Raw genomic sequence first — 23,821 nt, 5'->3', positions numbered from 1 at the left:
TTATGTGAAAGCAAATGGTATATCGTTTTTGATCTTCTCTGGGGAGCAAACATCTGTGGGCTAATACACATGGATTAAATAAAAGTACGTCTCCAGCTTTCAAGTCATAGGCTAGAAAATTGGCGATAAAACTCCACTAATTTTAGTGGCCAAGTTATCTTTAAAACAGTTCACATCCATTATGCTATCCCTGCTTCTTGCTATTGAGGATTCTCGTTACATTGCCACCTTATCCGTTAGGGCTAATTGAACAGCCTGCTCGGCATGGATTTCAGTTGTGTCATACAATGGTACTTGGGTATGTTCTTGTTGAATAAGTAGCGCGATTTCAGTACAACCCAATATCACAGCCTCTGCACCTTGTTCCTGTAATCCGTTTACAATGTTCAAATACAGCTCTCTTGACTCTGGACGAATAACCCCACGACACAGTTCATCATAAATGATGTCATGAACAATTGTCTGTTCATCGATGTTAGGTACAACAACATCAATACCAAATTTGTCGACTAAACGGCTTTTATAGAAGTCTTGTTCCATTGTGAAACGAGTACCAAGTAAGCCAACCTTATTAACTCCGTCAATAACTAACTTACTGGCGGTTGCATCTGCAATATGAAGAATTGGGATAGAAATCTCAGCCTCAATCTCTGGGACCACTTTGTGCATTGTATTAGTACAGATCATTAAAAAGTCAGCACCACCAGCTTCAACTGCTTTTGCGGCATTCGATAGTATAACGGCGGTTTCGTTCCATTTTCCTTCATGCTGTAACTTTTCAATTTCGTCAAAGTTTACGCTATATAAGCAAATTTTTGCAGAATGTAGTCCACCAAGTTCAGACTTAATACCTTCATTTATTGCCTTATAATAGCTGGCGGTCGACTCCCAACTCATACCACCCAACATTCCGATTGTTTTCATTTTTACTCCATAACTTGAACAGCAATATTATTGTGTATCAGCGTACACTAGGTCATACCGATTTAAAGATAAAATAGTAGGGAGTTTGGTTTTCTCAATTCACCTATCTCCCCATTCTATCACCCAATAAATCCAGCATTTGAGCCAACAAACAGGCCACAACGTCTTATTCTTACAAAGGTCTGATGAGGTTGGAGCTGCTAGCTATGCGTTTGTTGATGATCATTTTTACGTTATTCACATCCATCTGTCTCGCTGAAACAGAGCAAAGTACAGAAACCAATACAGAAGCAAACACAGAAACTGAACAGGTCGTCGCTAAACCCGCATTCACCGATAAACTACAAAACCTTGAAGATGAAATTGCGGTTCTCTATAAAGAATCACTGACTAAGACAGGCACTGCTAAAAATATCGTCGAAATGCAGATGCTTAAAAAAAACGATGAGATAAGGGCCGAGTTACAAAATCTCATCAACAAAAGAACAGACGATACAGCCCCCCAAATTATCAAGTTTGTCGATGACCAAGTCGAATACCTTTCAAGAGCCTCTCAATTTCTTTCCGAACAAATTAGCTCAAAACAAAAAGAACTCGACGAGGCAGAAGAAGAACAAAAACTTATCATTCAAAAAAACATTCAGGATGCGACACGCTTTTACCACCGTTTATTAGGTGATCAGTGGATAAATTATCAATGGCTCAAATTGTTAGACGTCCCTCACCCTGAAGAGTCAGAGGCCCTTATTGACGATATTGAGCAACGCCTAGACTTTATGTCAGCCATGCTCACTTTTGACAATCAACAAGAATCAGCTCTTCAAAACCAATTAAAAAATGCCACTGAGGCTGAAAAACCATCATTACAACTACAGCATATTCTTGCTCAAAGAAAAGTCGCCAGTGATATTGAGGGACTACAATTTTTAGTCGACCTCGGTAACAAAATGAAGCTAGATACAACTAGCTATACCAAACAACTGTTCGAGACAACGGGTAACCTCACCAATGAGTTGCTTGATATAAAAGTCATCTGGTCGATATTCACTAGCTGGTTTGGTGACATCAAAAGCTGGTTAATTGACAATACACCGCAATTAATGTTCAAACTCTTTGTCTTTTTAGTCATCATCTCCATCTTTCGTGTTTTGAAAAAGATCACTCGTCGTATGGTGACTAGAGCAGTATCCTCCCCCACTCTCCATTTGTCACAATTGATGAAAGACTTCTTTATATCAATGTCGGGGAATATCGTTTTTATTATTGGTTTACTGATTGCCCTTTCACAGGTAGGACTCGACCTCACACCAATATTGACCGGCTTTGGGGTTGCTGGCGTGATTATCGGCTTTGCCTTACAAGATACTTTATCGAACTTTGCCTCCGGTATGATGTTACTGATTTATCGTCCCTTCGATGTGGACGACTTTGTCGAGGCGGGTGGTACCTCAGGGAAAGTAAGTCATATGAGCTTAGTCAGCACGACAATTAAAACATTTGATAACCAAATATTAATCGTCCCGAACAGTAAGATTTGGGGAGATACGATAAAAAACATCACCCACGAGCGTGTACGCCGTGTTGATATGGTATTTGGTATTGGCTATAGCGATGATATTGAACGTACCGAACAAGTATTACTTGAGGTCATCACAGCACATTCAATGGTACTTCGCTCACCAGAACCCACGATAAAACTTCATACTCTCAATACTTCATCGGTGGACTTTATCGTTCGCCCTTGGGTTAAAACGGAAGACTATTGGGACGTGTACTGGGACATTACGCGTGAGGTTAAAATGCGTTTCGATCGAGAAGGTATTTCTATCCCCTTTCCACAGCAAGATGTTCACCTGCACATGGTTGATAAAAAAGCGACCGACTAATTATCGGTTAGGCTTCAATGTTTAAACCAAATAAAGCAAGCACCGCTATGCGATAAAATAAAAATGACGTAGGCTTAACAATCAGTTGAGACGGTATCAGTAAGATACTATCTTTAAGGTTGTACAACATTTTATATGACCTGAATACTCAATCGGTTGTCATTATTTTATGTTCACATGTACTACACCTTGATATATAGTAACAATGAAAAATAAAAACACCGTTCAATTAAAGTTATATATTGACCAGTTTACATTCAGGAAAAGCATGTTTAACTGGTAATCTAAGCATTATCATTGGGAATCAATTATGATAAAGAAACGTTATCTTGCTGCATTAGCAATGCCCGTTATCCTTGCAGCTTGTGCATCTAACGATACACCGGTAAACAATATGACAACTGACGCTGATATTGCAACTCATAACTGGGTACTTACTAAAGTAGATAATAAAGCAGTCGAGCTTCCTGAGCCATTTAAAGCGCCAAACCTACAGCTAACTGCAGATCTGAATGCGAATGGTCACTCTGGCTGCAACCGTTATTTCGGCCAAGCCGAGCTACAAGACGGTAAGCTGCGCATTGAAAAAATGGGAATGACTATGATGGCTTGTCCTGAACCAGCGATGGAAATGGAGCGCCTGATGAGCGCGACATTAATGGATTGGAGCACCGCAGACGTTGCAGGTAATCAATTAACGCTAACTGGTGCTGAGCACTCATTGACGTTTACTCGCTCTGCAGCAGAGTAAGCACAGCTCCCCCCTATTTTGATAAACGCCTGCATTGCAGGCGTTTTCTTCTTTTATTATCCCTGCAGATAATACAAAAATAAAACCTTCTATAACTAGCACAGACCAGCAACTGTTTCCGGCAGAGGTTTCGCAACCTTCATCGCTCTTACGCAGTTTCGTCCTGAATTTTTGGCTTGATAAAGAGCCACATCGGCATGATTAAACATTGAGTCTATGGTTTGATCAGTAAGGGTGTATAACGTTACAACCCCAATAGAAACGGTTACCACGTCAGATACTTTTGAACCTGAGTGTGCAATTGCAAGACGCTCTATCACCTGGCGGCACTGCTTGGCGACAACCTCACCATTTGTTGTATTTGGTAAAATAATGCCAAACTCCTCACCACCGATCCTTGCAAGCATATCTGCAGGACGCTTTAATACTCGCTCCAGCTCACCAGCAACGATGCGCAAACAACGATCACCAGCCTGATGACCATAGGTATCGTTAAACGCTTTAAAGTAATCAATATCAATTACCATTAATGCTAATGGTCGACCATCACGGCTTGCGCGCATAAATTCTCTTTCTAAACTTTCATCAAAGTATCGTCGATTCGCAATACCGACCAGTACATCGGTTTTGGTCAGCCTTTCCAATTTTTTATTGGCTTCATCAAGTGCTTTATTCTTTACATCAAGTGACAAGAGTATTTGATGATTTCGCTTCATTATAATAAAGCCATAAAACATCGATAAGCCGAACACTAATACCCCAACCGCAAACACCATCAATGGCAGCTTGGTTCGTTTTGATGTGAAGTACAGTTTAGTTGGGATAGCTTCAAATACCCACCTTCGCCCACCATCTTCAAGCACTGACTTTGAAACAATAAATTGATTCTCTGGCATCAGGTGTTCAGAATCTGTCAATTTATTATTAAAAAGCACTTTATTTGCATCACTTGCTCCCACATCAATTAGCTTAAAAGCCATGCCTTTCGTCTCTGCATCTTGCAATGTATTCGCTAGAATATCAGTAAGATTATAAACGCCCAGCACAAATCCAAGTAACGATTCTCGGCGCTTTTTCACTGTTTGAGGAGAGACAGTCTCATACACTGGCAACAAGATCAGTAAACCAAAGCTTGCTGATTCAGTACCGGATTGAACCAATTTTACGCCTTCTGATATTTGTATTTTGCCACTATCTGTTGCACTCACGATAGCATTAAGACGAATCGCATTTGATCCCAAGTCAAACCCAATAGCTGCTTCATTGCCATTTACTGGCTCAACATAATAAACCGGGTAATATTCATTACGAACGGAAGCTGTGACCATTTCACCAGAGGCAACACGCTCGGTAAATTTAAAATTCGGTACTCTTACGCCAGCTTGTTGTTCAAAGGTTTGCCGTTGTTCTTCCGTTACTCTTGGAATCCACTCTAATGCTTGAATATTCTGATGCCGTAAAATTGAGGATTGTGCGATGCTTGAAAATGCACTTGGCTCAAGGACCCCAGAGTTATCAAATGCCACTTTAATACTGTGTAATACTTCTAAATGTAATGCGATTTCCTGCGATAACGCATCAACTTTTTCTTGAGTATCAGACTCAAACTGTCGCTGAATATTTGAGGTTTCAACTTGATAAAAAAGTTTAAAAAGCACACACAGCAAGATCACCCCAGTGAGTATCGTGCATGTAGTGATAAAAAAAAGCCTACGATCCATGATGACCTTAATTGTCTATCTTTATCGTTTAATTAAAGACAATATTTTTTAATTTTCAAATACCTAGAACTCACTATCACATTGTTCGACGCAAAACTGAGACATTGGTTAAATTATTCTCGTTAATAATACTTTTTTTTGCTACCTAGCTACAATTGAATTGTATGCAACACACTTCCACCATTTGCTAAGGTAAGCCGTTATGAACAAGTTAATATTATTATCAGCTGTTGTGTTTTCTTTTTCTTCACAAGCATTTGAATTACAAGGAAGGGAAGATAATTATCATATTTCTGAGCAGAACGTGAAATATATAAAATCTGATTATAAACCGTCATTTAATGATATTCAGGGGCAAAGAGAAACAACCGATTTTCCAAAGCTAGACCCCAAATACACACCTTCAAATTACAAGCCATCATTTGATGATATTAAAGGGCGCTCTTAACGATTCTATTTTATAAATTGATCGATTTATGTCTATTCGAATGAATAATACCAAATAAAAAGAGCGCTAAGCGCTCTTTTTATTTATTCCATTCGCCAACACTAGTATTGACTGACTACTTTCAAACTAAACCGCTTTAGCTTGCCATTGTTTGCGTAACACTTTTGCGGCTTTGACCATATTGGTTAATGCATTTTCTGTTTCTTCCCAATTGCGGGTTTTTAATCCGCAGTCTGGGTTGATCCACAAGCGCGCGGCTGGAATCAAAGTCTCTGCTTTTTCTACTAAATCAACAATTTGCTCAACCTCTGGAATATTTGGTGAATGAATATCATAAACACCTGGCCCAATTTCATTCGGGTAATCAAATTCTTCAAACGCTTTCAGTAATTCCATATCTGAGCGTGACGTTTCAATCGTGATCACATCAGCATCTAAAGCAGCAACGGCTTTAATGATATCGTTAAATTCGCTGTAGCACATATGAGTATGGATCTGCGTTTCTGGCTCTGCACTTGCTGCTGAAATCTTAAATGCTTTCACTGCCCACTTTAAGTATTCTTGCCACTCACTGGCTTTCAGTGGTAAGCCCTCACGAATTGCAGGTTCATCAATCTGAATGACTTTGATGCCTTTATGTTGCAGATCCGCCACTTCATCCCTTAGCGCCAATGCAATTTGGTTTGCTATCGCTTCACGGCTTAAATCTTCACGTGGGAATGTCCAGCCCAGAATAGTTACAGGACCAGTCAGCATGCCTTTTACTGGTTTATCAGATAATGATTGCGCATAGCTTGTCCACTCAACAGTCATCGGCTTTGCACGATAGATATCCGAGACAATTACTGCAGGCTTAACACAGCGAGAACCGTAGCTTTGAACCCAACCAAAACGCGTGACGGCAAAACCTTCTAACTGCTCTGCGAAATACTCAACCATGTCATTACGTTCAGCTTCACCATGGACCAACACATCTAAATCAAGACGCTGTTGGCGTTCGATGGCATCTGCAATATGGCTTTTCATTGCCATGGTGTAATCTTGCTCTGATAGTCGTCCCGCTTTGAAATCACGTCGCTGAGTACGAATTTCCGTTGTTTGAGGAAATGAACCAATCGTCGTGGTAGGCAGTAATGGTAAATTTAATGACTGACGTTGTTTTCTTGCTCGTTCATTATATGGCAACTTACGGTCAGCTAAGGCATCGCTTATTGCTTGAGTTCGTAGGCTTACTGCTTTGTTATTAACACGTTCACTGATTGCCCTCGCCTTAATTGGCGCACTGTAGCGTACACAATCATCAATGGCGATTTGGTTTCCATCCAATGCTTGAGCTAGCAGCGTAACTTCACGGCATTTTTGCTTCGCAAACGCTAACCACTGACGAACTTCTGGATCGAGTCCTGTTTCTAAGTCTAAATCAATCGGGGTATGAAGTAATGAACAAGATGTTGCCACCCACAATCGTTCACCTAACTGTGCTTTTATTGGGGTGAGTGCTTCAAGTAATGCACTAACATCTGCACGCCATACATTTCGCCCATTAATCACACCCGCTGAAAATACCCAGTTATCAGGTAAAGCATCTGCCACCGTTTGAAGCTGTCTTGGTGCTGAGGCTATATCGAGATGTAAACCATCAACCTTTAATGATGTTATACGGTCTAGATGGTGGGTAACGTTATCGAAGTAAGTCGTCAATAACAGCTTGGTGCTTCCGTGTAGTACTTGATAAGCAATCTTAAACGAGTCAGCCCACGCTTTAGGCAACTCTAACGCCAATATCGGCTCATCAATCTGAACCCACTCAACACCCAAGTTAGCCAGTTTACTCAGTATTTGTTGGTAGGCTGTTAGTAACCTTGGTAACAACGAGAGACGATCGAAACCCTGTTCTTTTTCTTTACCTAGCCATAAGTAAGACACGGGGCCAAGCAGTACAGGTTTTACTTTGTGACCGGCTTTTTGTGCTTCAGCAACTTCTTCAAACAATTGCTGCCAGCTTACCTTAAACTCATCATCCGCACTGAATTCCGGCACAATATAATGATAATTAGTGTTAAACCACTTCGTCATATCAGATGCTGCACACGCACAACCTGTTGGTGCCTTGCCACGAGCAACACGAAATAGCGTATCGAGATCAGGAAAACCAGTCCGGTGCCTTTTAGGTACATGTCCTAACAGTAGGCTTGTTCCAAGCACGTGGTCATACCATGCGAAGTCACCCACCGAAACATACTCCAAACCGGCACCAGATTGATCACCCCAATGACGGTGACGTAACAAGCTACCCACTTCTTTTAATTCAGATTGGCTGATTTCTCCACGCCAGTATTTCTCTTGTGCAAATTTTAATTCTCGTTGGCTACCAACGCGTGGGTAGCCAAGAATGTGTGTGGTCGTACCCGCGGTTTCTGCAGTGTCTTTTTGTTCTATTATCGTCATCGTGATTTCTCTCATCCATGTCAGCGGTATTCCGCGTTGATGTATAAACAATGACCTACAGCCGAATCATGAGCAATTTCTAATACTTAATGATTAGCATGAAATATATTCATAATTATTAGAATCGAAAAAACAATAACACTTTAGCCGTCTAGATGTTTACACATCCAGCAATACACAGTACATTGGCACAAAGATAGGTTGCATACTCAACCTGTAGACAGACATTGAAGCGGATCTTCAGCTGCCTCTTTCAATCAACAACAAGGATGAATTTGCAACGATGATTGAAATAAAACACCTTAGAACGTTATCAGTGTTACGCGACACGGGCTCACTAACGGCAACCGCAAATACGTTGTGCTTAACCCAGTCAGCGCTTTCACATCAGTTAAAAGATCTGGAACAACGCCTTGGCGGCCAGCTATTCTTACGGAAAACCCGCCCAGTGAAATTTACGGCAGAAGGACAAATACTCCTGCGCCTTGCTGATGACCTGATCCCAAGAATAACCAAAGCAGAACATGAATTAGCCAGCTTAAAAGAAGATACTAATGGACGTTTACATATGGCCATTGAATGCCATTCTTGTTTTCAGTGGCTCATGCCTGCGTTAAAAGAATACCAAATACACTGGCCTAGTGTGACGCTCGATTTCTCATCTGGATTTGGTTTTGAGCCGATACCTGCCTTATCCGCAGGTGAATTAGATCTTGTTATTACGTCAGATATACAACCACGTAATGAAATACATTTCGAACCCTTATTTGATTTTGAAATGCGACTCATCGTTTCACCACAGTCACATCTTGTCGATAAAGAATATATAAGCCCTGAAGATCTACTTGATCAAACCATGCTGACCTACCCCGTACAGAAAAACCGCTTAGATGTGGTTAAACACTTTTTACAACCTGCTGGTATTGAACCGAATCATTGGAAACAAGCTGACAACACCCTAATGCTCATTCAAATGGTCTCGGCAGGGCTTGGTGTGGCCGCATTACCCAATTGGGCCGTTTATGATTATGCCCGTCAGGGACTCATTGTGAGTAAGCCACTTGGTGATGGACTATGGCGTCGTTTGTTTGCAGGAGTTCGAGCCTCAGAGCGAGAAAGGCATTACTTAGCGGCATTTTTTGCTACAGCAAAACAGCAATGCCAAACGCATTTAGAAGGGATAAAGCCTGCATAGTCGCAATTAATTACTAATTGCGACTATTTATATTAAAGAGATGAGACTATTTAAATTGATTATTGATGGGATCGTAGTGGTAACCCAGCGATTCCATTTTTTCATTTAACTCGTTGAAGTCGAGTTCGTATCGACTCACGAGCTCTTCAACCGTCGAGCATTCAAGACGCAGCCTTTCATTAACGATGCCCAGCACAATGTTTCCATCCATGCTCAACAAGTTATTGATCTCCATACCTACCTCCTTGATACCAATTAACCAAATATTGATAATCAATATAAGCATAGTCAGAGTTAAGCTGATTGAAAAAATCCGCGTCACATATCTTACTTTTCCTCTGCAATGTAAGAAGCCGAGGTAAGGTTAGACAAGCGCGATTTGTAGGCTCGCTGAAACAGCCATAAAACAAGCTGCAACAACAAGTTGCCACTTATTCACGACTTTACCTGTTAGTAAGTGCATCGCCCACACCAGTAAAGCACATACCATTAAGAGTAATGAGCCTATTACATTGCTGGTTAATTCGCTTAATGCTGCTTCACTCAATGAAGAAGACAACCATAAAATACACAACACGCTTAACATCGCGCTGGCAAACCCGGCGAAAGGCAGTAATCGATGAAATGCCTGTAGGCGAGTACGAGCTTGCGTTAATAGTAAATGCGCAGTCAGTGAGCCAAACAATACAATGGCACAAAGGCTCAATGCTGCACCTTGCAGCGTTAATACTGATAATAAACCTAACCAAGCAATAAACGCTAGCGCATCGGCCGCATAGAAAACCTTTAGAGGGCCAGCATCACGGGTTTTGCCGGTTTTAACTTTCAATGTGAAATAACCAAGCGCTACCATAGGTAAAACTGCAAGTGGCTGAGATATAGACGCAATAAGCCAACCAATAATCAGTACTGGTAGCGTTTTGTGTACTCGACCACGTTGCCCTGGACAGATATCGCCCTTAGTAAGAACGAGAGTCAATATAAGCTGAGCGCCAAGCAGCGCAGGAATAAGAAACATAACACCTGTGTTCATAAAACGGGTTCTTTACTATTTGTCGGCCAATTAATATGGTGCTGATAATAGCAAGTCCCGCTTACGATACCAAATCAAGTACACCCAAAAGGCAGCACCATACTGGCTATGCTTTTTTAGCATTATCCTCTGTGCATATTAACTTACTGGATCAGTATCACTGAAATAAGTTGTACTCTATAGGATAATGATGAGTCATAGTTTACACATCCCATTAATTACGGCAGTGAATGGGATTTTTGTACTAATATCGATGGAATCGATATAAGCGAGAATAATGCACGAAACACCGAACCAGATAATACGTTCTATAAAGCTATACATCCCTGATTTATGGAGTGCGGATGCTCATTCAAACAGCTTTCGCAATACCCGCAGTGGTTACCTTTGTAGCAGAGTGAGTATGCTGGGTTCTGTATGGGGAATACTTGTACTCGCTTGGCTACCTTTTGACTTGGCTTTTCTCCCCGAGCATCACAGTTACCCTATTATTTTAGTACGGACACTACTTGGTATATCACTTCTTATCCTTGCTAAATATAATCATCAAGTCACCTCGCTAAAGCATTCTAGGTCTTCCATAGTTCTAATGGTCATCTTAATGAATGCTTTTTACCTTTACAGTATGTGGGTGCTTGATTTTCCAACGGTTTACAGCGGCTATCTTTATGGTTACACGCTACTCCCTATCATTCATGTTGCCATGTTGACCGTGCTGCCGGTCACCCTGAAAGAGAGCCTGAGTTTACTCACTATAACAGCAATGAGCCAACTGACGGCTGACTACCAATCTACCCCCTTTATTAGCCCTGAAAACATTGCGAATTACTGGTTACAGACAACGTTAGCTTTTATCGTTATTTGGTCTCAGCTGTCGAAGTTGTATATGTTAATGCGGCTATACCGACAAGCAACACTCGATCCACTGACGGGGATTTATAATCGCCGAATGTTACTCCAACTTGCGCAAAAAAATTTAACACTCTGTAAAAGTAAAAAGCAGCCTTTCTCAGTATTACTTATTGATATTGATAAATTTAAACGTATTAACGACACATGGGGCCACAATACAGGCGACCATGTTCTGCGTGATTTTACCGATTTAATACAACGTCAGGTTAAATCAACCGATTTATTTGGCCGCTATGGTGGAGAAGAATTCGTCCTATTCTTACCGAATACTCCTTCACATATTGCACAATATATTGCCGAGCAAATGTTAACCAATATTCGCCAACTCAAGTTTCCTACCATCGAGGAAAACAATCGGTTCTCTGTTACTGCAAGCATTGGGATAACAAGCTATTGTGAAGGTGATAACATCAGCACGATGCTAGAACGAGCTGATCAAGCACTCTATACATGTAAAGATGCAGGTCGCGACTGCTCAAGGTTATTTTTGGCAAAGCGGTTCCACACAAAAGATCAGTGCCATACTGTCACGGTTTAATAATTACGGAAAGGCATTCATGATGGATTCTACAAACTGAGACTGGCTAAGTTTTACGCTAGACAGTCTCAATATGAAAAGTCAGCATATACTCAGAGTGGGAAAGACTTTTTTATGAGTCCAGCCGAATAGCATGCCAGTAATGAATAACGTAATAACAATGCTAGCCCCACTGGGCAAATCATAATACGCCGATGCAGCAACCCCTGTAATGATCCCCACACAACCAATACCAATACTCGCGATAAAAAACTGGCGACCTTTTATAGAGGAAGCACAAAGAGCAGGGATCACAAGTAAAGCAAACTCAAGATAAATCCCTGTCAGCTTCACCGTAATGGGCATAAGCAGCGCAAAAATAATGTAGAACCCCTTCCCTTCCATAAATTGTGGCCAGCGCAAAATCACAATTAGCATTAGCGCTGTTATTGTTGCCAGTGGCCAAAAATCATCCCACGTCGCCCATAATAGCTGCCCATTCAAGATGTTTTGAATGAAGTCCGCACCATGAGGATCCTTGCTAACCAAAATAATCGCTAACGAAGCCGATACCGCGAACAAACTACCAATTAACGGCTCAAGGTGCTGCTTATAACGCGTTTCGATAAACGCAATAAAAGAGCAAAAAAGTAGAGATAACCCCCAAGAACCCGCCATGCTGCCTAGCCAGCTGCCAGAAAATAATGCTGATGTATTTAACCAATAATGACTGACTACAGCACCAAGTGCTGCAACTTGGGCAACCGCTAGATCAATGAAAATAATTTGGCGCTTCAACACCTGCTGCCCTAATACAACGTTGCCGATTAAGGCGATAACCCCACAAGCAATGGCAGGTAATAACCATGAATAGTTCGTAATCATTTATCTAACATCACTAATAACTTATCGATCACTTCATCGTACAGCTCTGACAGCGATTGGCCTTCTGAAACAGAAAGTGGTAGTTCAATCATTGGCTTTTTCGTCTGTCGATGTAACCAGCTTGCTGGCCGTTTATCTTGATGAGTGGAATAAATTATCGCATCAATATCATCGTGATTTAGCTGGCTCAGTGATTGCAAGTGTGAGGTTGTTGGCGATATCCCCGGCTTTGGTTCGAGATCGGCAACTTGCTCGACACCTAGCCAGTCATATAAGTATCGATAAGTCGCATGGTACCCCACCACTTTTTGACCTTTTAATGGCTCAGCTTTGTCTTGCCAATCATTTAACTTTTTCACCCAATTAGCACGAAAGCGCATACCGTTTAGTTGATACTGGCCATGTTGCTCTGGATCTAGTGCCTGAAGCTTACGGGTAACAGCACGAGAAATCGCAATCATATCTTGCGCTGCAAATTGAACATGTGGATTGCCATGAGCATGAACATCTCCCATTGCACGGTCAACATGGTTATGGGTATCAAGCATCCTGACAAAATCAGAAGCATACAGCAGGCCTTTACCATTCTCTTGAACCGCTGGATTACCACTCCGGTTCTGTAGCATCGGCAGCCAACCAATTTCTAATTCGGCCCCCGAACACATCACCATATCTGCTTGGCGCATTTTTGCGATCAATGATGGTCGAGCCTGAACATAATGCGGGTCTTGCTTCGCAGTGGTTGCCGAAAAAATATCGGCTTCAGGTGCATGCTCATGGATAAGCGCTTGCCATTCCGGTTCGCAAACAAAAATATTAAGGGCTAATGTTGGGGCTGAAAAAATGGCTGCCCCCGCAGCCATCATTCTTAGCCCTTGCTTAGAAAGCATGAGCACCGTGTGCGCCGAATGTCATCACGTATTGTAAGGTGAACACATTATCAGTATTTTCTTTACTGCCGTCTTTTTCACTTTCTACACGTGAGTATTGAGCACGAATAGTACCGAAGTGAGATGAATTCCATGCAACCATCGCATCGAATTCTTTATCTTTTTGGTCATGGAAGCCTGTGTGGTCACCATGCGAATGACCATAGTAGTTTTCAGCCTCACCATAACGAATACCCGCCGACCAGCTTGGGTTAAAGCGGTAGACACCAGAAGCATAGTAAGCGTGTAAATTATCCGGTGCAGAATGGAATTTTTTATCCGCTAGGTTATCGAGCATCATGTATTCAGCTGCAAAGGTAAAATTGCGGTACTTGTAGTTACCATCTGGTGCCCATTTCCATACAAAATCTGCACCGTATAAATTTTCCCCCGTCATTGCTGCACTATGGCTATGGTCATGATCGTGGTCATGTCCACTGTGCCCATGGGCATGATCATCATCGAAACTATTCGCCTTGCCATTTTCATTACGTAAATAACTTAAACCAAACTGCCAACTTGACTCTGCCGATAAATCTCCTCCCATTTTCATGGTGGCACCGTACACACCAATTGTTGAGCCGTCTTCGATTGCAGACATCTTGTCACCGCTTAATGCCTCAACACCAAAACGTACATACAGATCCGTGGGTAGTACGACGCTCGCACGTACGCCATCATCATAATAGTGTGAACCAAGGAAGGTTCGGTAAGCTGCCGGGCGCTCAGCAAAATTATCTTCATGCATATGCTGGTTATTCAAATAACCAAAATCTGATAGGAAACGACCAGCTCGAATATTCACCCCATTTGGCATTGCTAAGGTTTCAATAAATGCTTCTTCAATCAGTAAATCGCTGTGATCACCATGACTCTCAAGCACCGTTGTTAGCGAGCCATAAAACTTATCATCGATGTTCGCAGACATATTAAGCTCGGTATGACCCAAGCCAAAGCCTTCCTCTCTTTCAGAGTTATTACGCTGCCCATCTTGATAATAACCATCCAACACCACGCCAATCTGTGGATTAGAAAGTGTATTTGCAGCAGCAGGTACTGCGACCATAGTACCGATAATAAGCGAGAGTATTTTCTTTTTCACAAGTTACATCCTAATTGTTATGTTATAACATCTCTTTTGTGGCGATACGTTATAACATAACAATCAGATCATCAAAAAATGAAATGTTTCATTTTGTTAACCGACAAATGGCTAAGGCGAATATTTAGAATCAATTCGCTTTATTCACTTACCATCGAATACTTTTTCATCAAACAATCACATCAAAGCGCGAACGAATGCTCGTTCGCTCATTAATGTGTGCTTGATCAAATAATAACCCTAAGAAAAGTGGCATATTTAGCAGCATAAAAACGAAGGAAACCACCATTTTCCTGATTCATGGACCAAACAATAAGCGAAAACGAACATGAATAGTTGGTTTGAAACAGATGTTGTTATTATCGGCGGGGGCGCGACAGGCACTGGTATTATGCGAGATTGTGCCTTGCGTGGGCTGTCTTGTATTCTCGTTGAGAAGGATGATCTCGCTTCTGGTACAACTGGGCGTAACCACGGCCTACTCCACTCTGGCGCCCGATATGCCGTAACTGATCAGGAATCGGCAAAGGAATGCATTCAAGAAAACCGAATTCTTAAGAACATTGCCCGCCATTGTGTTGAAGATACACAAGGCTTGTTTATCTCTTTACCTGATGATGATCTCGACTTTCAAAAGCACTTTATTTCATCGTGTCAGCAAGCCGATATAAACGTTGAACAACTATCACCACAAGATGCACTGCGCTTAGAACCAAACTGCAACCCAAATATGATTGGCGCAGTCAAAGTACCCGACGGCACGCTCGACCCATTCCGGCTTGCGGCATCTAATGTGATTGATGCCGTTGAGCATGGCGGAAAATTATTCAACCACACCCACGTTACTGGGCTCATTCGTGATGGAGCTACAGTGCGTGGCGTGAAATGCTTGAACATGAAAACGGGCGAGCACTTCGACATCCACGCTAAACAGGTGGTAAATGCAGCCGGGATCTGGGGACAGCAAATCTGTGAGTACGGTGATCTCTCCATTAAGATGTTCCCAGCTAAAGGATCGTTACTGATCCTCGATTACCGCATCAACAACCTTGTCATTAACCGCTGCCGTAAGCCATCGGATGCCGACATCCTTGTACCAGGAGATACCATCTCATTAATTGGTACCACCTCCGAACGCATTGACTACGACCAAATTGATGACCTGCATGTAACCAGCAAAGAAATTGACATCTTGCTGGAAGAAGGCACCAAACTTGCGCCAATTATGGCCAATACTCGTGTATTACGTGCTTATGCAGGCGTACGCCCTCTGGTTGCTGTTGATGGTGATACCAGTGGTCGAAACATAAGCCGCGGCATTGTACTGCTAGATCATGCTGAGCGAGATGGTCTTGATGGCTTCATTACTATTACTGGCGGCAAGCTGATGACTTACCGCATGATGGCCGAATGGACAACCGATCTTGTCGCGAAAAAATTGGGTAATACCGCACCTTGCATTACCCACGAGAAGCCATTACCAGGCTCTGAGCAAGCAAAACCAAAGAAAAAACCAACAGCCAGTTTAGCAAAGCCTGTTTACCAATCGGCCTTTTACCGTCATGGCGAACGCGCTGAAAAGTTCCTCAATAACGATAAGAAAAGTCAGGCTGTCATTTGCGAATGTGAAATGGTGACCTGCGGTGAAGTGGAATATGCCATTAAAGATTTAGATGTGCATAACTTAATCGATCTTCGCCGTCGTACACGTATTGGGATGGGGCCATGCCAAGGTGAGCTCTGCTCATACCGTGCTGCAGGTTTATTTTCTGAATTTGGCAAAACATCGGGCAATGAAGCCAGCCATTTACTAGAAGACTTTTTAGAAGAACGCTGGAAAGGGATCAAACCTGTTTTCTGGGGGGATGCCCTTCGCGAAGGTGAATTCACTTATTGGATCTATGAAGGCTTATTCGGTGTTAGTGATTTACCAGAACAACAGACATTAGAAACTGCGCACGAAAATACCGAAGAAGAGGTAGCACAATGAAATTTGATAGCATCGTAATTGGTGGTGGCGTTGCTGGGCTCAGCTGTGCGATACGTTGTGCTGAAGCTGGCTTAAAAACCGCTGTAATTGCAGCAGGTCAAAGTGCGCTACACTTCTCATCCGGCTCTGTCGATATATTAAGCCACCTACCTAATGGCAAAGCGGTTGCATCACCATTCAAGGCTTTTGACTTACTGGCAGAGCAAAGCCCCGAGCACCCATATAGTAAGCTTGGGTCTATCGCTAGCCGCGAGGCGATTAATTGGTATCAGGGCATGATGGAGCAATGTGGTGTATACCTTAGTGCTCAAGCAAATGAAGATAACCACTACCGTGTCACGCCTATGGGAACATTTCGTTCAACTTGGCTTTCTCAACAGACCGTTCATCAGTTTCCACTTAATGAACTTTGCCAAGGATTAACAAATGTTGCACTCGTCACTGTCGATGGTTTCCGCGATTTCCAGCCTCAACTTGCAGCCGATAACCTTGCTAAATTGCCACAGTTCGCTCATGTAAATATCAAAACAGCTGCTGTTGAGTTACCTGATTTTGACAATATGCAGCGTAACCCGTGTGAGTTCCGTTCTATTGATATTTCTCGTGTACTTCGAGATGAAGTTAAATTGCACGCCTTTGCCAAATCCATGATCCAACAGGTAGGCAAAGCCGACCTTGTGATTTTGCCAGCAATTTTTGGCAATGGCGATGGTGCTGCCACCATCAAGCTTCTTGAAGGACTAACCGGATTTAAAATTTGCGAGCTACCAACCATGCCACCATCACTTCTTGGTATTCGCCTAGAAGAAGCCATGAAATCACATTTTAAAAAGTTAGGTGGCTTACTACTGGCTGGTGATGAAGTGCTAAAAGGCGATGTCGAAGATAATAAACTAACCAGAGTTTATACACGCAATCATCATGATATTGCGTTAAGTGCAGATAACTTTTTGATAGCAAGTGGTAGTTTCTTCAGTAAAGGATTAGCGGCTCATCGTGAAAGTATTGAAGAACCTATTTTCGGTTTAGATATTGCTAAAAACTCTCACCGCGATCACTGGTATCAAAGCCAATTTTTTGCCAAAAAAAGCCACCCTTTTATGAAAATGGGTGTCAGCTGTAACCAACAACTTAACCCTTCTATCGCTGGTAAAACAATCAGTAATTTGTATTGTGCTGGTGCCATTTTAGCACACTACGATCCGGTACAAGAGGGCTCCGGTTCTGGCGTCGCGATTTCTACAGGCCATTATGTCGCCGAAAGAATGATCGCTCAATCTTGCCATCACGCAATGCCACATTCAGACACAATCGTAAAACAAGAAAGGACAACAGCATGAGCCTTCTTCAAAAAGACACCAGTTTTGATCAGTGCATAAAGTGTACCGTCTGTACCGTTTATTGCCCTGTCGCCAAAGCAAACCCAGAATACCCAGGGCCGAAACAATGTGGTCCAGATGGCGAACGGTTACGCATTAAAAGTCCGGAGTTTTATGATGAAACCTTGAAGCTATGCACAAACTGCAAGCGCTGTGAAACCGCTTGTCCTTCAGGTGTTAAAATTGGTGATATGATCGCAGTTGCCCGCGATAATCATGCAAAGCTCCCCCTCAATATCAAAACAATTCGTGATTATGTGTTAAGCCACACTGATTTGATGGGCTCAGCGGCCACCCCCTTTGCCCCTATCGTTAATACCATAACGAGCTTAAAACCTGTTAAAAAAATCATGCATAAAACCATTGGAGTGCATGACCATAAAAGCTTGCCAAAATATTCACACGGTACATTCCGTCGCTGGTACAAACAGAACTGTACCAGTCAGGCGCTATATCCGCAGCAAGTACACTACTTTCATGGCTGCTATGTGAATTATAACCACCCTCAGCTTGGCAAAGACTTCGTTAAAGTAATGAACGCCATGAGTATTGGTGTACAGCTACTGGATAAAGAGAAATGCTGCGGTGTACCGCTAATTGCTAACGGCTTTTTTGATAAAGCGAAGAAGAATGCACGGCTAAATGTCAAAAATTTCACCGCTGCGGTTGAAAAGTATGACTCACAAATTGTTTCAACGTCATCGACTTGTTCGTTCACGTTAAAAGAAGAATATCCAAATGTTCTTAAGGTTGATAACCATAAAGTTGCTGACAAAATTGAGTACGTCACTCGGTTTTTATTGAAGCAGTTCATGAACGGTAAAGTGCCGAAAATGAAACCGATTAATAAAAAGGTCGTTTACCACACGCCTTGCCACTTAGAGCGTACAGGCGGTAGCCTTTACACCATTGAGCTGTTGAAGATGATCCCCGGTTTAGAGGTCGAAGTGCTAGACAGCCAATGTTGTGGTCTGGCTGGTACCTATGGGTTTAAAACCGAGAACTATGACACTTCAATGGCTATCGGCGATAATCTGTTTAACCAAATCAAACGCTCAAAAGCTGACTTTGCCATTACTGATTGCGAAACCTGCAAATGGCAAATTGAAGAAAATGCAGATCTAGAAACTATTCACCCCGTTTCTTTATTAGCAATGGCGATTAATTAATGTAATACCCGTTTTCACCAAAGTAACACCCTACTGACAAAAATCTCAGGTTTAGCAGCAGTTCCCCTCATTTTGCTGCTATTTCTGGGATTTTTTACATTTCCCTCCCGTCTGATCCTATAGTTATAAAGTATGGAAAGTTTGTCTTGGGTATACATGAAGCTAGGCTAAAGCCCTACCAGCCTGTCGAGCCCTAAAAAGCAAATAACAGGAGAAAACTATGCGGGTGCCATCATTGCACACAATTAAAGCAAAATTATTACTTACCACCGTTCTGCTTGTCAGTACCATGATTGCTTTTGGCGCCTTTGAAGCCTTATCATTTAAAAAACTCGAACAACTACAATCTGCGGTTCAAGAAACTGTACATAGTAATTCCGACCTACTCACTCTTCGCCGCCATGAAAAAGACTTCCTTGCTCGGCTCGATCCAAAATATATCGAGCAGTTTAACCAACAGCAGATACAGCTTAGCCTAAGGCTAAAAAATATTAAGGCGCTTCTCGCTCAATATAATGACTCAAATAACGCAAAATTTGATAGCCTTCTGCTTTCTCTTGATAAATATTCCACACAGTTCAACATCATTGCCGATCAAACAATTCTGTTAGGGTTAACACCTCAAGAAGGTTTACGGGGGAACATTCGTAATGCAGCAAATGACGCAGAGGAAAAAATATTAATCACTGGCAATGAACTCCTCTACCGCATGTTATTAACATTACGCCGAAATGAAAAAGATTTCCTCATCACCAAAAACAGCGATCATATTGCTTCGTTCAACAATAATATCGAAAGCTTAACCTCCGCACTAAGTAACAGTGAACTCACGGTACGAGAACAAAAAACAATCCGCCGCAGTATCATCATGTACCAAATGATGTTTGATGAACTCGCCGAAGGTTTTACCACTATCGGACTGACTTACAATGTGGGTCTTTATGGTGAATTACGCAGTAATGTTCAGGCAGTCGAGCGTGATATAGAACAACTTGAAAAATCTATCATTAACAGCATTCAGGAGGAGCAACAGTCTGAAAAAGTCGCCTTGCTGGTTGGAGGTGTCTTATTAACGCTATTAATGGTGATCGCTCTCGGCACAATTAGCCGGAAGATCACCCGCCGCTTACACACCGTCAACCAAGTCATGAAAGACATTGCCAATGGCAACGGGGATTTAACCGTAAGAATGAATGACAAAGGCAAAGATGAACTTGCCGTACTAAGCCAATCGTTCGACCAATTTGCAGAGAAACTACAGTCTATCATTCAAAATGTAGCGTCTATATCCCAGCAGTTAAACACCAGTGCCAACGAATCAAGCGCCTCGGCCGCTAATAGCCTCAACAATGCCCAGCAGCAACAAAACGAATCTGCCAATGTGGCGACCTCTATTAATGAACTGCTAGCCACCAGCAATGAAATTGCTAGCAATATAACCGACGCTGCCGATTCCGCCGAGCAGGGAAAGAAAAATGCACAACAAAGCTTGGCTATTAGCCAACGAGCTGGAGAAGGCATTCAATCGTTGGCAGAGAAAATTCATACCGCACAACAACAAATTCAAACTTTAGAAGCTGAAAGTAATAATATCAACAAAGTGATATCGGTGATCCGTGATATTACCGACCAAACTAATTTACTGGCTTTAAATGCTGCCATTGAAGCGGCTCGAGCTGGTGAGTATGGTCGAGGCTTTGCCGTTGTTGCTGATGAAGTACGTTCACTCGCCCAACGGACTCATAGCTCAACAGAAGAAATAGAGCAAACGATTGAACGACTTCACATTGGTGTTGGCCAAAGTGTTTCACTTATGAAAGACAGCCAAACGTTGGCAATATCGACTGTTGAACAAACAAAAGAAGCCACCGATGCCGTCAATCGTATTACGGAAGCCATCACTGGTATCTCAGATAAGAGCCTGCAAATTGCATCCGCTTCTGAGCAACAAGCTGTGGTTTCCTCAGAAATAGACCAAAATATCATCCGTATTGCTGAACTGGCAACAAACACGGCAAGTGCTGTAGATCAGTCATCTGTAGCCAGCAAGCAAGTGACCGAAATGGCCAAAGAGCTCGATCATGTCGTGGGGCAATTCAAATTTTAGCTCTGAGAACTTGATACCTGAGCCTTGATACCTGAGCCTTGATACCAAGGTCTTGTTACCAGAGGCTTGGTCCTAGGGCGTTAACTAACGCCCTTTTTATCAGTACCAACGTCATGGTAATGGCTCTCATCTTTAGTGATACGTTGTAAACGAAAACATAACCAATAGATAATAACGTAGAGTGCCGATCCCCCGCTAATCACACCATCCCAACCATAGTGTTCCCAGCAAGCAATCAGGAAGAAGCCACCTAAACTTCCGCCGACATAATAGTGCACCAAATACAGTGCTGTTGCGGTCGCTTTAGATATTTGGGCGCGTTGACTCACCCACCCATATGCTAAAGAGTGTGTAAAAAAAGCGCCTGAACTGATCAGGACCAGGCCTATAAGCATCGTTGGTATTGATTCTATTAAGGCAAGCCACATGCCGAAGCCGCTAACAGTCGTCCCCATAACCATACCCGATATAGCACTAAAACGTTGCGTCCAGCGGCCACTCAGTTTTGCTGTAACCGTGCCACTTAAGTAGCACAAAAATATCATCGACGCCCAGCTCACTGGTACGCTATAAGGTTCAGCAACTAACCTAAAGCCCATTACCGAATAAAGGTTCACGAACAACGCAAAATTCACCCCGCCAATCATCATTGCAAACCACAGCTCACGATTACGTAAATGATGGATCACGCTGTATGTTTGGTTACGAAGTTGCCCTTTGGCAGGTTTAAAGTGCTGCTGCTTGGGTAATAAGCGGTATACCAAAATCGCAATGAATAGGCTAAATAGCGACATTGTAATAACGGCAACTTGCCACCCAAAACTATCGGCAATTAATCCGCCACTGATGCGACCGAAAATGCCACCTAATGAATTGGCACTAATATACCCACCGACCGCTAGCATTAAGGCTCTAGGCGTAAACTCTTCAGCCATATAGGCAACAGCTACAGCAGCAAAACCCGCTAAAGCCGCCCCCATTATGGCTCTCCCCAAACTCAGCGCCCATAACGAATTGAAGAACACCATCATGAAACCAATAACAGGGAGTAATGCTAAGCTGAGTAGCATAACTTCTCTACGCCCTATTCGCTCTGATAACACAGCCCAAGGAACCAGCATCACCGCAAGCGCAAGCGTGCCAGCAGCCACTAGCCAATTAACCTGCGTCGCCGAGGCCGAAAAGGCTTCAGCCATTAAGGGAAGCATTGGTTGAAAGAGATATAAATTACAAAATATTAAAAAAGATCCTAAGCACAAAGCCAAGCTAGCTCGCCGATACTCAGGTGTTTTTATATCTATCATGTTCCATTGCTCTTCAGTAATCCTATCCAAAAAGTAGCAATTTAAGCTTAATAATGAAAATATATAATAACTATAAGGATGATAAATAAAAGATATAGCCATGGATATTCGCCAGCTCACCTATTTCACGACGCTTGCACATACGGGTAACTTTACCCGAGCAGCACAAGCACTGAATATTGCACAACCGGCACTCAGTATCGCGATCAAAAAATTTGAAGCTCAGCTCGGCATCATTTTGTTTGATCGTAATGACCGCCGGGTCACCCTCACTCCAGAAGGTGAGGTATTACTTCGCCATGCTCGCTTGATATTACAAAACGTTCAGGATGCAACCACCGCAATGGAAGAGCTAAAAGGGCTCACCAAAGGTGAAGTAAAACTCGGGGTACCGAGTTCACTTGGGTCTTACTATCTGCCTGAAATTCTCATGGGGTTTAAGAGCCAGTACCCAGAACTAAAACTAACCATTGTCGAAGCTGGAACTGAAACGATAAGACAAATGTTACTCAGTAAAGAATTGGATCTTGGAGTCATACATTGTAGCCATGTACCCGAAAGCCTTTCAACGGAGCATTTAATTACCACACAGATGGTTGCAGCTGTCAGCCCAGACAACCCATTAGCGCAGTATAAAAGCATCAACTTTGATACTTTCTTTGAGCAAGAGCTCGTCATGTTCAAAGCTGGCTATTTTCATCGTGAATATATCGACCAAATCTGTAATGAATATAACTACAGCCCCAAAATCGCTTTCGAAACTAACTTATTGCCGATGATATTAAAAATAGTGCGTAATGATTTTGCCATTGCCGCGCTTTTAGAGATGGTGACCGAGCACGAAACCGGATTAGTTCCTATCCCCTTTGAGCACCCCGTTTACCTAAACATTGCCATTGCATGGCGGAAAGATGGCTATTTATCTGTTGCAGATCGTGCTTTTATGGAGTTTGTTAAAAAACACCACCAAATATAAATAATATTTACATTCAGATACAAGAAAATAGCAAGCTAACGCTTATTAACCCACTGTTTACTACGTGTTAGCTTTAGTTTGTATAAAATACATGCAAATAATAACATTTAACCAAATACAAACACCTGTTTATTCATTACTTTTC

General features: G+C 42.3%; 19 protein-coding genes. 10 read left to right on the top strand and 9 right to left on the bottom strand.

Annotated elements, in window-relative coordinates; genetic code table 11:
• Positions 1-216 precede the first annotated feature (216 nt).
• The gene (locus tag L4D09_RS08880; RefSeq protein ID WP_428457135.1) at positions 217-924 is read right to left on the bottom strand and encodes an aspartate/glutamate racemase family protein; all 708 of its coding nucleotides are present in this window, start codon (positions 922-924) and stop codon (positions 217-219) included.
• Positions 925-1,130: 206 nt separating this feature from the next.
• Between L4D09_RS08880 and L4D09_RS08875 the strand changes: the two genes are divergently transcribed.
• Together L4D09_RS08875 and L4D09_RS08870 are read left to right on the top strand one after the other, a co-directional pair.
• Positions 1,131-2,810 (top strand): mechanosensitive ion channel family protein, encoded by a 1,680-nt coding sequence (locus L4D09_RS08875; RefSeq protein WP_428457134.1) that lies wholly within the window; start codon positions 1,131-1,133, stop codon positions 2,808-2,810.
• Positions 2,811-3,120: 310 nt separating this feature from the next.
• Positions 3,121-3,561 carry an META domain-containing protein gene (locus L4D09_RS08870; protein ID WP_428457133.1) on the top strand — a complete coding sequence of 147 codons (441 nt, stop codon included), beginning with the start codon at positions 3,121-3,123 and terminating at the stop codon, positions 3,559-3,561.
• A gap of 95 nt (positions 3,562-3,656) precedes the next feature.
• Here L4D09_RS08870 and L4D09_RS08865 read toward each other — a convergent pair whose 3' ends face one another.
• Positions 3,657-5,219, bottom strand: coding sequence for a diguanylate cyclase domain-containing protein (locus L4D09_RS08865; protein WP_428457132.1), 1,563 nt, complete (start codon positions 5,217-5,219; stop codon positions 3,657-3,659).
• A gap of 265 nt (positions 5,220-5,484) precedes the next feature.
• Here L4D09_RS08865 and L4D09_RS08860 point away from each other — a divergent pair, with 265 nt between their 5' ends.
• Positions 5,485-5,730 carry a hypothetical protein gene (locus L4D09_RS08860; protein ID WP_428457131.1) on the top strand — a complete coding sequence of 82 codons (246 nt, stop codon included), beginning with the start codon at positions 5,485-5,487 and terminating at the stop codon, positions 5,728-5,730.
• Between the two features lie 126 nt (positions 5,731-5,856).
• On the opposite strand, the gene metE is transcribed toward L4D09_RS08860, so the two are convergent.
• Positions 5,857-8,178 carry a 5-methyltetrahydropteroyltriglutamate--homocysteine S-methyltransferase gene (gene metE / locus L4D09_RS08855; RefSeq protein WP_428457130.1) on the bottom strand — a complete coding sequence of 774 codons (2,322 nt, stop codon included), beginning with the start codon at positions 8,176-8,178 and terminating at the stop codon, positions 5,857-5,859.
• Positions 8,179-8,461: 283 nt separating this feature from the next.
• On the opposite strand from metE, the gene L4D09_RS08850 reads away from it, so the two are divergent.
• A complete protein-coding gene (locus L4D09_RS08850; protein ID WP_428457129.1) occupies positions 8,462-9,373 on the top strand; it encodes a LysR substrate-binding domain-containing protein in 912 nt (303 codons plus the stop codon).
• A gap of 46 nt (positions 9,374-9,419) precedes the next feature.
• Here L4D09_RS08850 and L4D09_RS08845 read toward each other — a convergent pair whose 3' ends face one another.
• Together L4D09_RS08845 and L4D09_RS08840 are read right to left on the bottom strand one after the other, a co-directional pair.
• Positions 9,420-9,608: a DUF4250 domain-containing protein gene (locus tag L4D09_RS08845; RefSeq protein WP_428457128.1), complete on the bottom strand. Its 189-nt coding sequence runs from the start codon at positions 9,606-9,608 to the stop codon at positions 9,420-9,422.
• Positions 9,609-9,737: 129 nt separating this feature from the next.
• Positions 9,738-10,406 (bottom strand): hypothetical protein, encoded by a 669-nt coding sequence (locus L4D09_RS08840; RefSeq protein WP_428457127.1) that lies wholly within the window; start codon positions 10,404-10,406, stop codon positions 9,738-9,740.
• A 601-nt stretch (positions 10,407-11,007) separates the two neighbouring features.
• On the opposite strand from L4D09_RS08840, the gene L4D09_RS08835 reads away from it, so the two are divergent.
• A complete protein-coding gene (locus L4D09_RS08835; protein ID WP_428457126.1) occupies positions 11,008-11,856 on the top strand; it encodes a GGDEF domain-containing protein in 849 nt (282 codons plus the stop codon).
• 81 nt (positions 11,857-11,937) lie between these two features.
• Here the strand turns inward: L4D09_RS08835 and L4D09_RS08830 are convergent, their stop codons facing one another.
• Genes L4D09_RS08830 through L4D09_RS08820 form a run of 3 tightly spaced genes read right to left on the bottom strand, consistent with a single transcriptional unit; the run spans position 11,938 to position 14,751 of the window.
• Positions 11,938-12,717, bottom strand: a complete 780-nt coding sequence (locus L4D09_RS08830; protein WP_428457147.1) for a metal ABC transporter permease — start codon at positions 12,715-12,717, stop codon at positions 11,938-11,940.
• Entirely contained in the window at positions 12,717-13,610 is an 894-nt protein-coding gene (locus L4D09_RS08825) for a metal ABC transporter solute-binding protein, Zn/Mn family (protein ID WP_428457125.1), read from the bottom strand. Before L4D09_RS08825 ends, L4D09_RS08830 begins: the two co-directional genes overlap by 1 nt.
• Complete coding sequence (locus L4D09_RS08820; RefSeq protein WP_428457124.1) at positions 13,600-14,751, bottom strand: hypothetical protein; 1,152 nt, start codon at positions 14,749-14,751, stop codon at positions 13,600-13,602. The genes L4D09_RS08825 and L4D09_RS08820 overlap by 11 nt, the downstream gene beginning before the upstream one ends.
• A gap of 328 nt (positions 14,752-15,079) precedes the next feature.
• On the opposite strand from L4D09_RS08820, the gene glpA reads away from it, so the two are divergent.
• The 4 genes from glpA to L4D09_RS08800 all read left to right on the top strand — a co-directional run bounded on the left by glpA (position 15,080) and on the right by L4D09_RS08800 (position 21,396).
• A complete protein-coding gene (gene glpA, locus L4D09_RS08815; protein ID WP_428457123.1) occupies positions 15,080-16,741 on the top strand; it encodes an anaerobic glycerol-3-phosphate dehydrogenase subunit A in 1,662 nt (553 codons plus the stop codon).
• On the top strand, positions 16,738-18,081 hold the full coding sequence (gene glpB, locus L4D09_RS08810; protein ID WP_428457122.1) for a glycerol-3-phosphate dehydrogenase subunit GlpB: 1,344 nt from the start codon (positions 16,738-16,740) through the stop codon (positions 18,079-18,081). The genes glpA and glpB overlap by 4 nt, the downstream gene beginning before the upstream one ends.
• Positions 18,078-19,289 (top strand): anaerobic glycerol-3-phosphate dehydrogenase subunit GlpC, encoded by a 1,212-nt coding sequence (glpC, locus tag L4D09_RS08805; protein WP_428457121.1) that lies wholly within the window; start codon positions 18,078-18,080, stop codon positions 19,287-19,289. The genes glpB and glpC overlap by 4 nt, the downstream gene beginning before the upstream one ends.
• 220 nt (positions 19,290-19,509) lie before the next feature.
• Positions 19,510-21,396 (top strand): methyl-accepting chemotaxis protein, encoded by a 1,887-nt coding sequence (locus tag L4D09_RS08800; protein WP_428457120.1) that lies wholly within the window; start codon positions 19,510-19,512, stop codon positions 21,394-21,396.
• An 80-nt stretch (positions 21,397-21,476) separates the two neighbouring features.
• Here L4D09_RS08800 and L4D09_RS08795 read toward each other — a convergent pair whose 3' ends face one another.
• The gene (locus L4D09_RS08795) at positions 21,477-22,700 is read right to left on the bottom strand and encodes an MFS transporter (protein WP_428457119.1); all 1,224 of its coding nucleotides are present in this window, start codon (positions 22,698-22,700) and stop codon (positions 21,477-21,479) included.
• A 100-nt stretch (positions 22,701-22,800) separates the two neighbouring features.
• Here L4D09_RS08795 and L4D09_RS08790 point away from each other — a divergent pair, with 100 nt between their 5' ends.
• Positions 22,801-23,676 (top strand): LysR family transcriptional regulator, encoded by an 876-nt coding sequence (locus L4D09_RS08790; protein ID WP_428457118.1) that lies wholly within the window; start codon positions 22,801-22,803, stop codon positions 23,674-23,676.
• Positions 23,677-23,821: the final 145 nt, after the last annotated feature.

The organism is Photobacterium makurazakiensis (assembly GCF_050336715.1).
Classification (GTDB): Bacteria; Pseudomonadota; Gammaproteobacteria; order Enterobacterales; family Vibrionaceae; genus Photobacterium; species Photobacterium makurazakiensis.
Note: the sequence above shows the minus strand (reverse complement) of the source record. Positions and strands in the feature narration are given on the sequence as shown.

Excerpts from the sequence above, each read along its gene's own strand:
- L4D09_RS08800 (WP_428457120.1), top strand. The coding sequence starts at position 19,510 with ATGCGGGTGCCATCATTGCACACAATTAAAGCAAAATTATTACTTACC.
- L4D09_RS08880 (WP_428457135.1), bottom strand. The coding sequence starts at position 924 with ATGAAAACAATCGGAATGTTGGGTGGTATGAGTTGGGAGTCGACCGCC.
- L4D09_RS08860 (WP_428457131.1), top strand. The coding sequence starts at position 5,485 with ATGAACAAGTTAATATTATTATCAGCTGTTGTGTTTTCTTTTTCTTCA.
- L4D09_RS08825 (WP_428457125.1), bottom strand. The coding sequence starts at position 13,610 with ATGCTTTCTAAGCAAGGGCTAAGAATGATGGCTGCGGGGGCAGCCATT.
- L4D09_RS08850 (WP_428457129.1), top strand. The coding sequence starts at position 8,462 with ATGATTGAAATAAAACACCTTAGAACGTTATCAGTGTTACGCGACACG.
- L4D09_RS08875 (WP_428457134.1), top strand. The coding sequence starts at position 1,131 with ATGCGTTTGTTGATGATCATTTTTACGTTATTCACATCCATCTGTCTC.
- L4D09_RS08795 (WP_428457119.1), bottom strand. The coding sequence starts at position 22,700 with ATGATAGATATAAAAACACCTGAGTATCGGCGAGCTAGCTTGGCTTTG.
- glpC (WP_428457121.1), top strand. The coding sequence starts at position 18,078 with ATGAGCCTTCTTCAAAAAGACACCAGTTTTGATCAGTGCATAAAGTGT.
- metE (WP_428457130.1), bottom strand. The coding sequence starts at position 8,178 with ATGACGATAATAGAACAAAAAGACACTGCAGAAACCGCGGGTACGACC.
- L4D09_RS08835 (WP_428457126.1), top strand. The coding sequence starts at position 11,008 with ATGAATGCTTTTTACCTTTACAGTATGTGGGTGCTTGATTTTCCAACG.
- L4D09_RS08870 (WP_428457133.1), top strand. The coding sequence starts at position 3,121 with ATGATAAAGAAACGTTATCTTGCTGCATTAGCAATGCCCGTTATCCTT.
- L4D09_RS08845 (WP_428457128.1), bottom strand. The coding sequence starts at position 9,608 with ATGGAGATCAATAACTTGTTGAGCATGGATGGAAACATTGTGCTGGGC.
- glpA (WP_428457123.1), top strand. The coding sequence starts at position 15,080 with ATGAATAGTTGGTTTGAAACAGATGTTGTTATTATCGGCGGGGGCGCG.
- L4D09_RS08840 (WP_428457127.1), bottom strand. The coding sequence starts at position 10,406 with ATGAACACAGGTGTTATGTTTCTTATTCCTGCGCTGCTTGGCGCTCAG.
- glpB (WP_428457122.1), top strand. The coding sequence starts at position 16,738 with ATGAAATTTGATAGCATCGTAATTGGTGGTGGCGTTGCTGGGCTCAGC.
- L4D09_RS08790 (WP_428457118.1), top strand. The coding sequence starts at position 22,801 with ATGGATATTCGCCAGCTCACCTATTTCACGACGCTTGCACATACGGGT.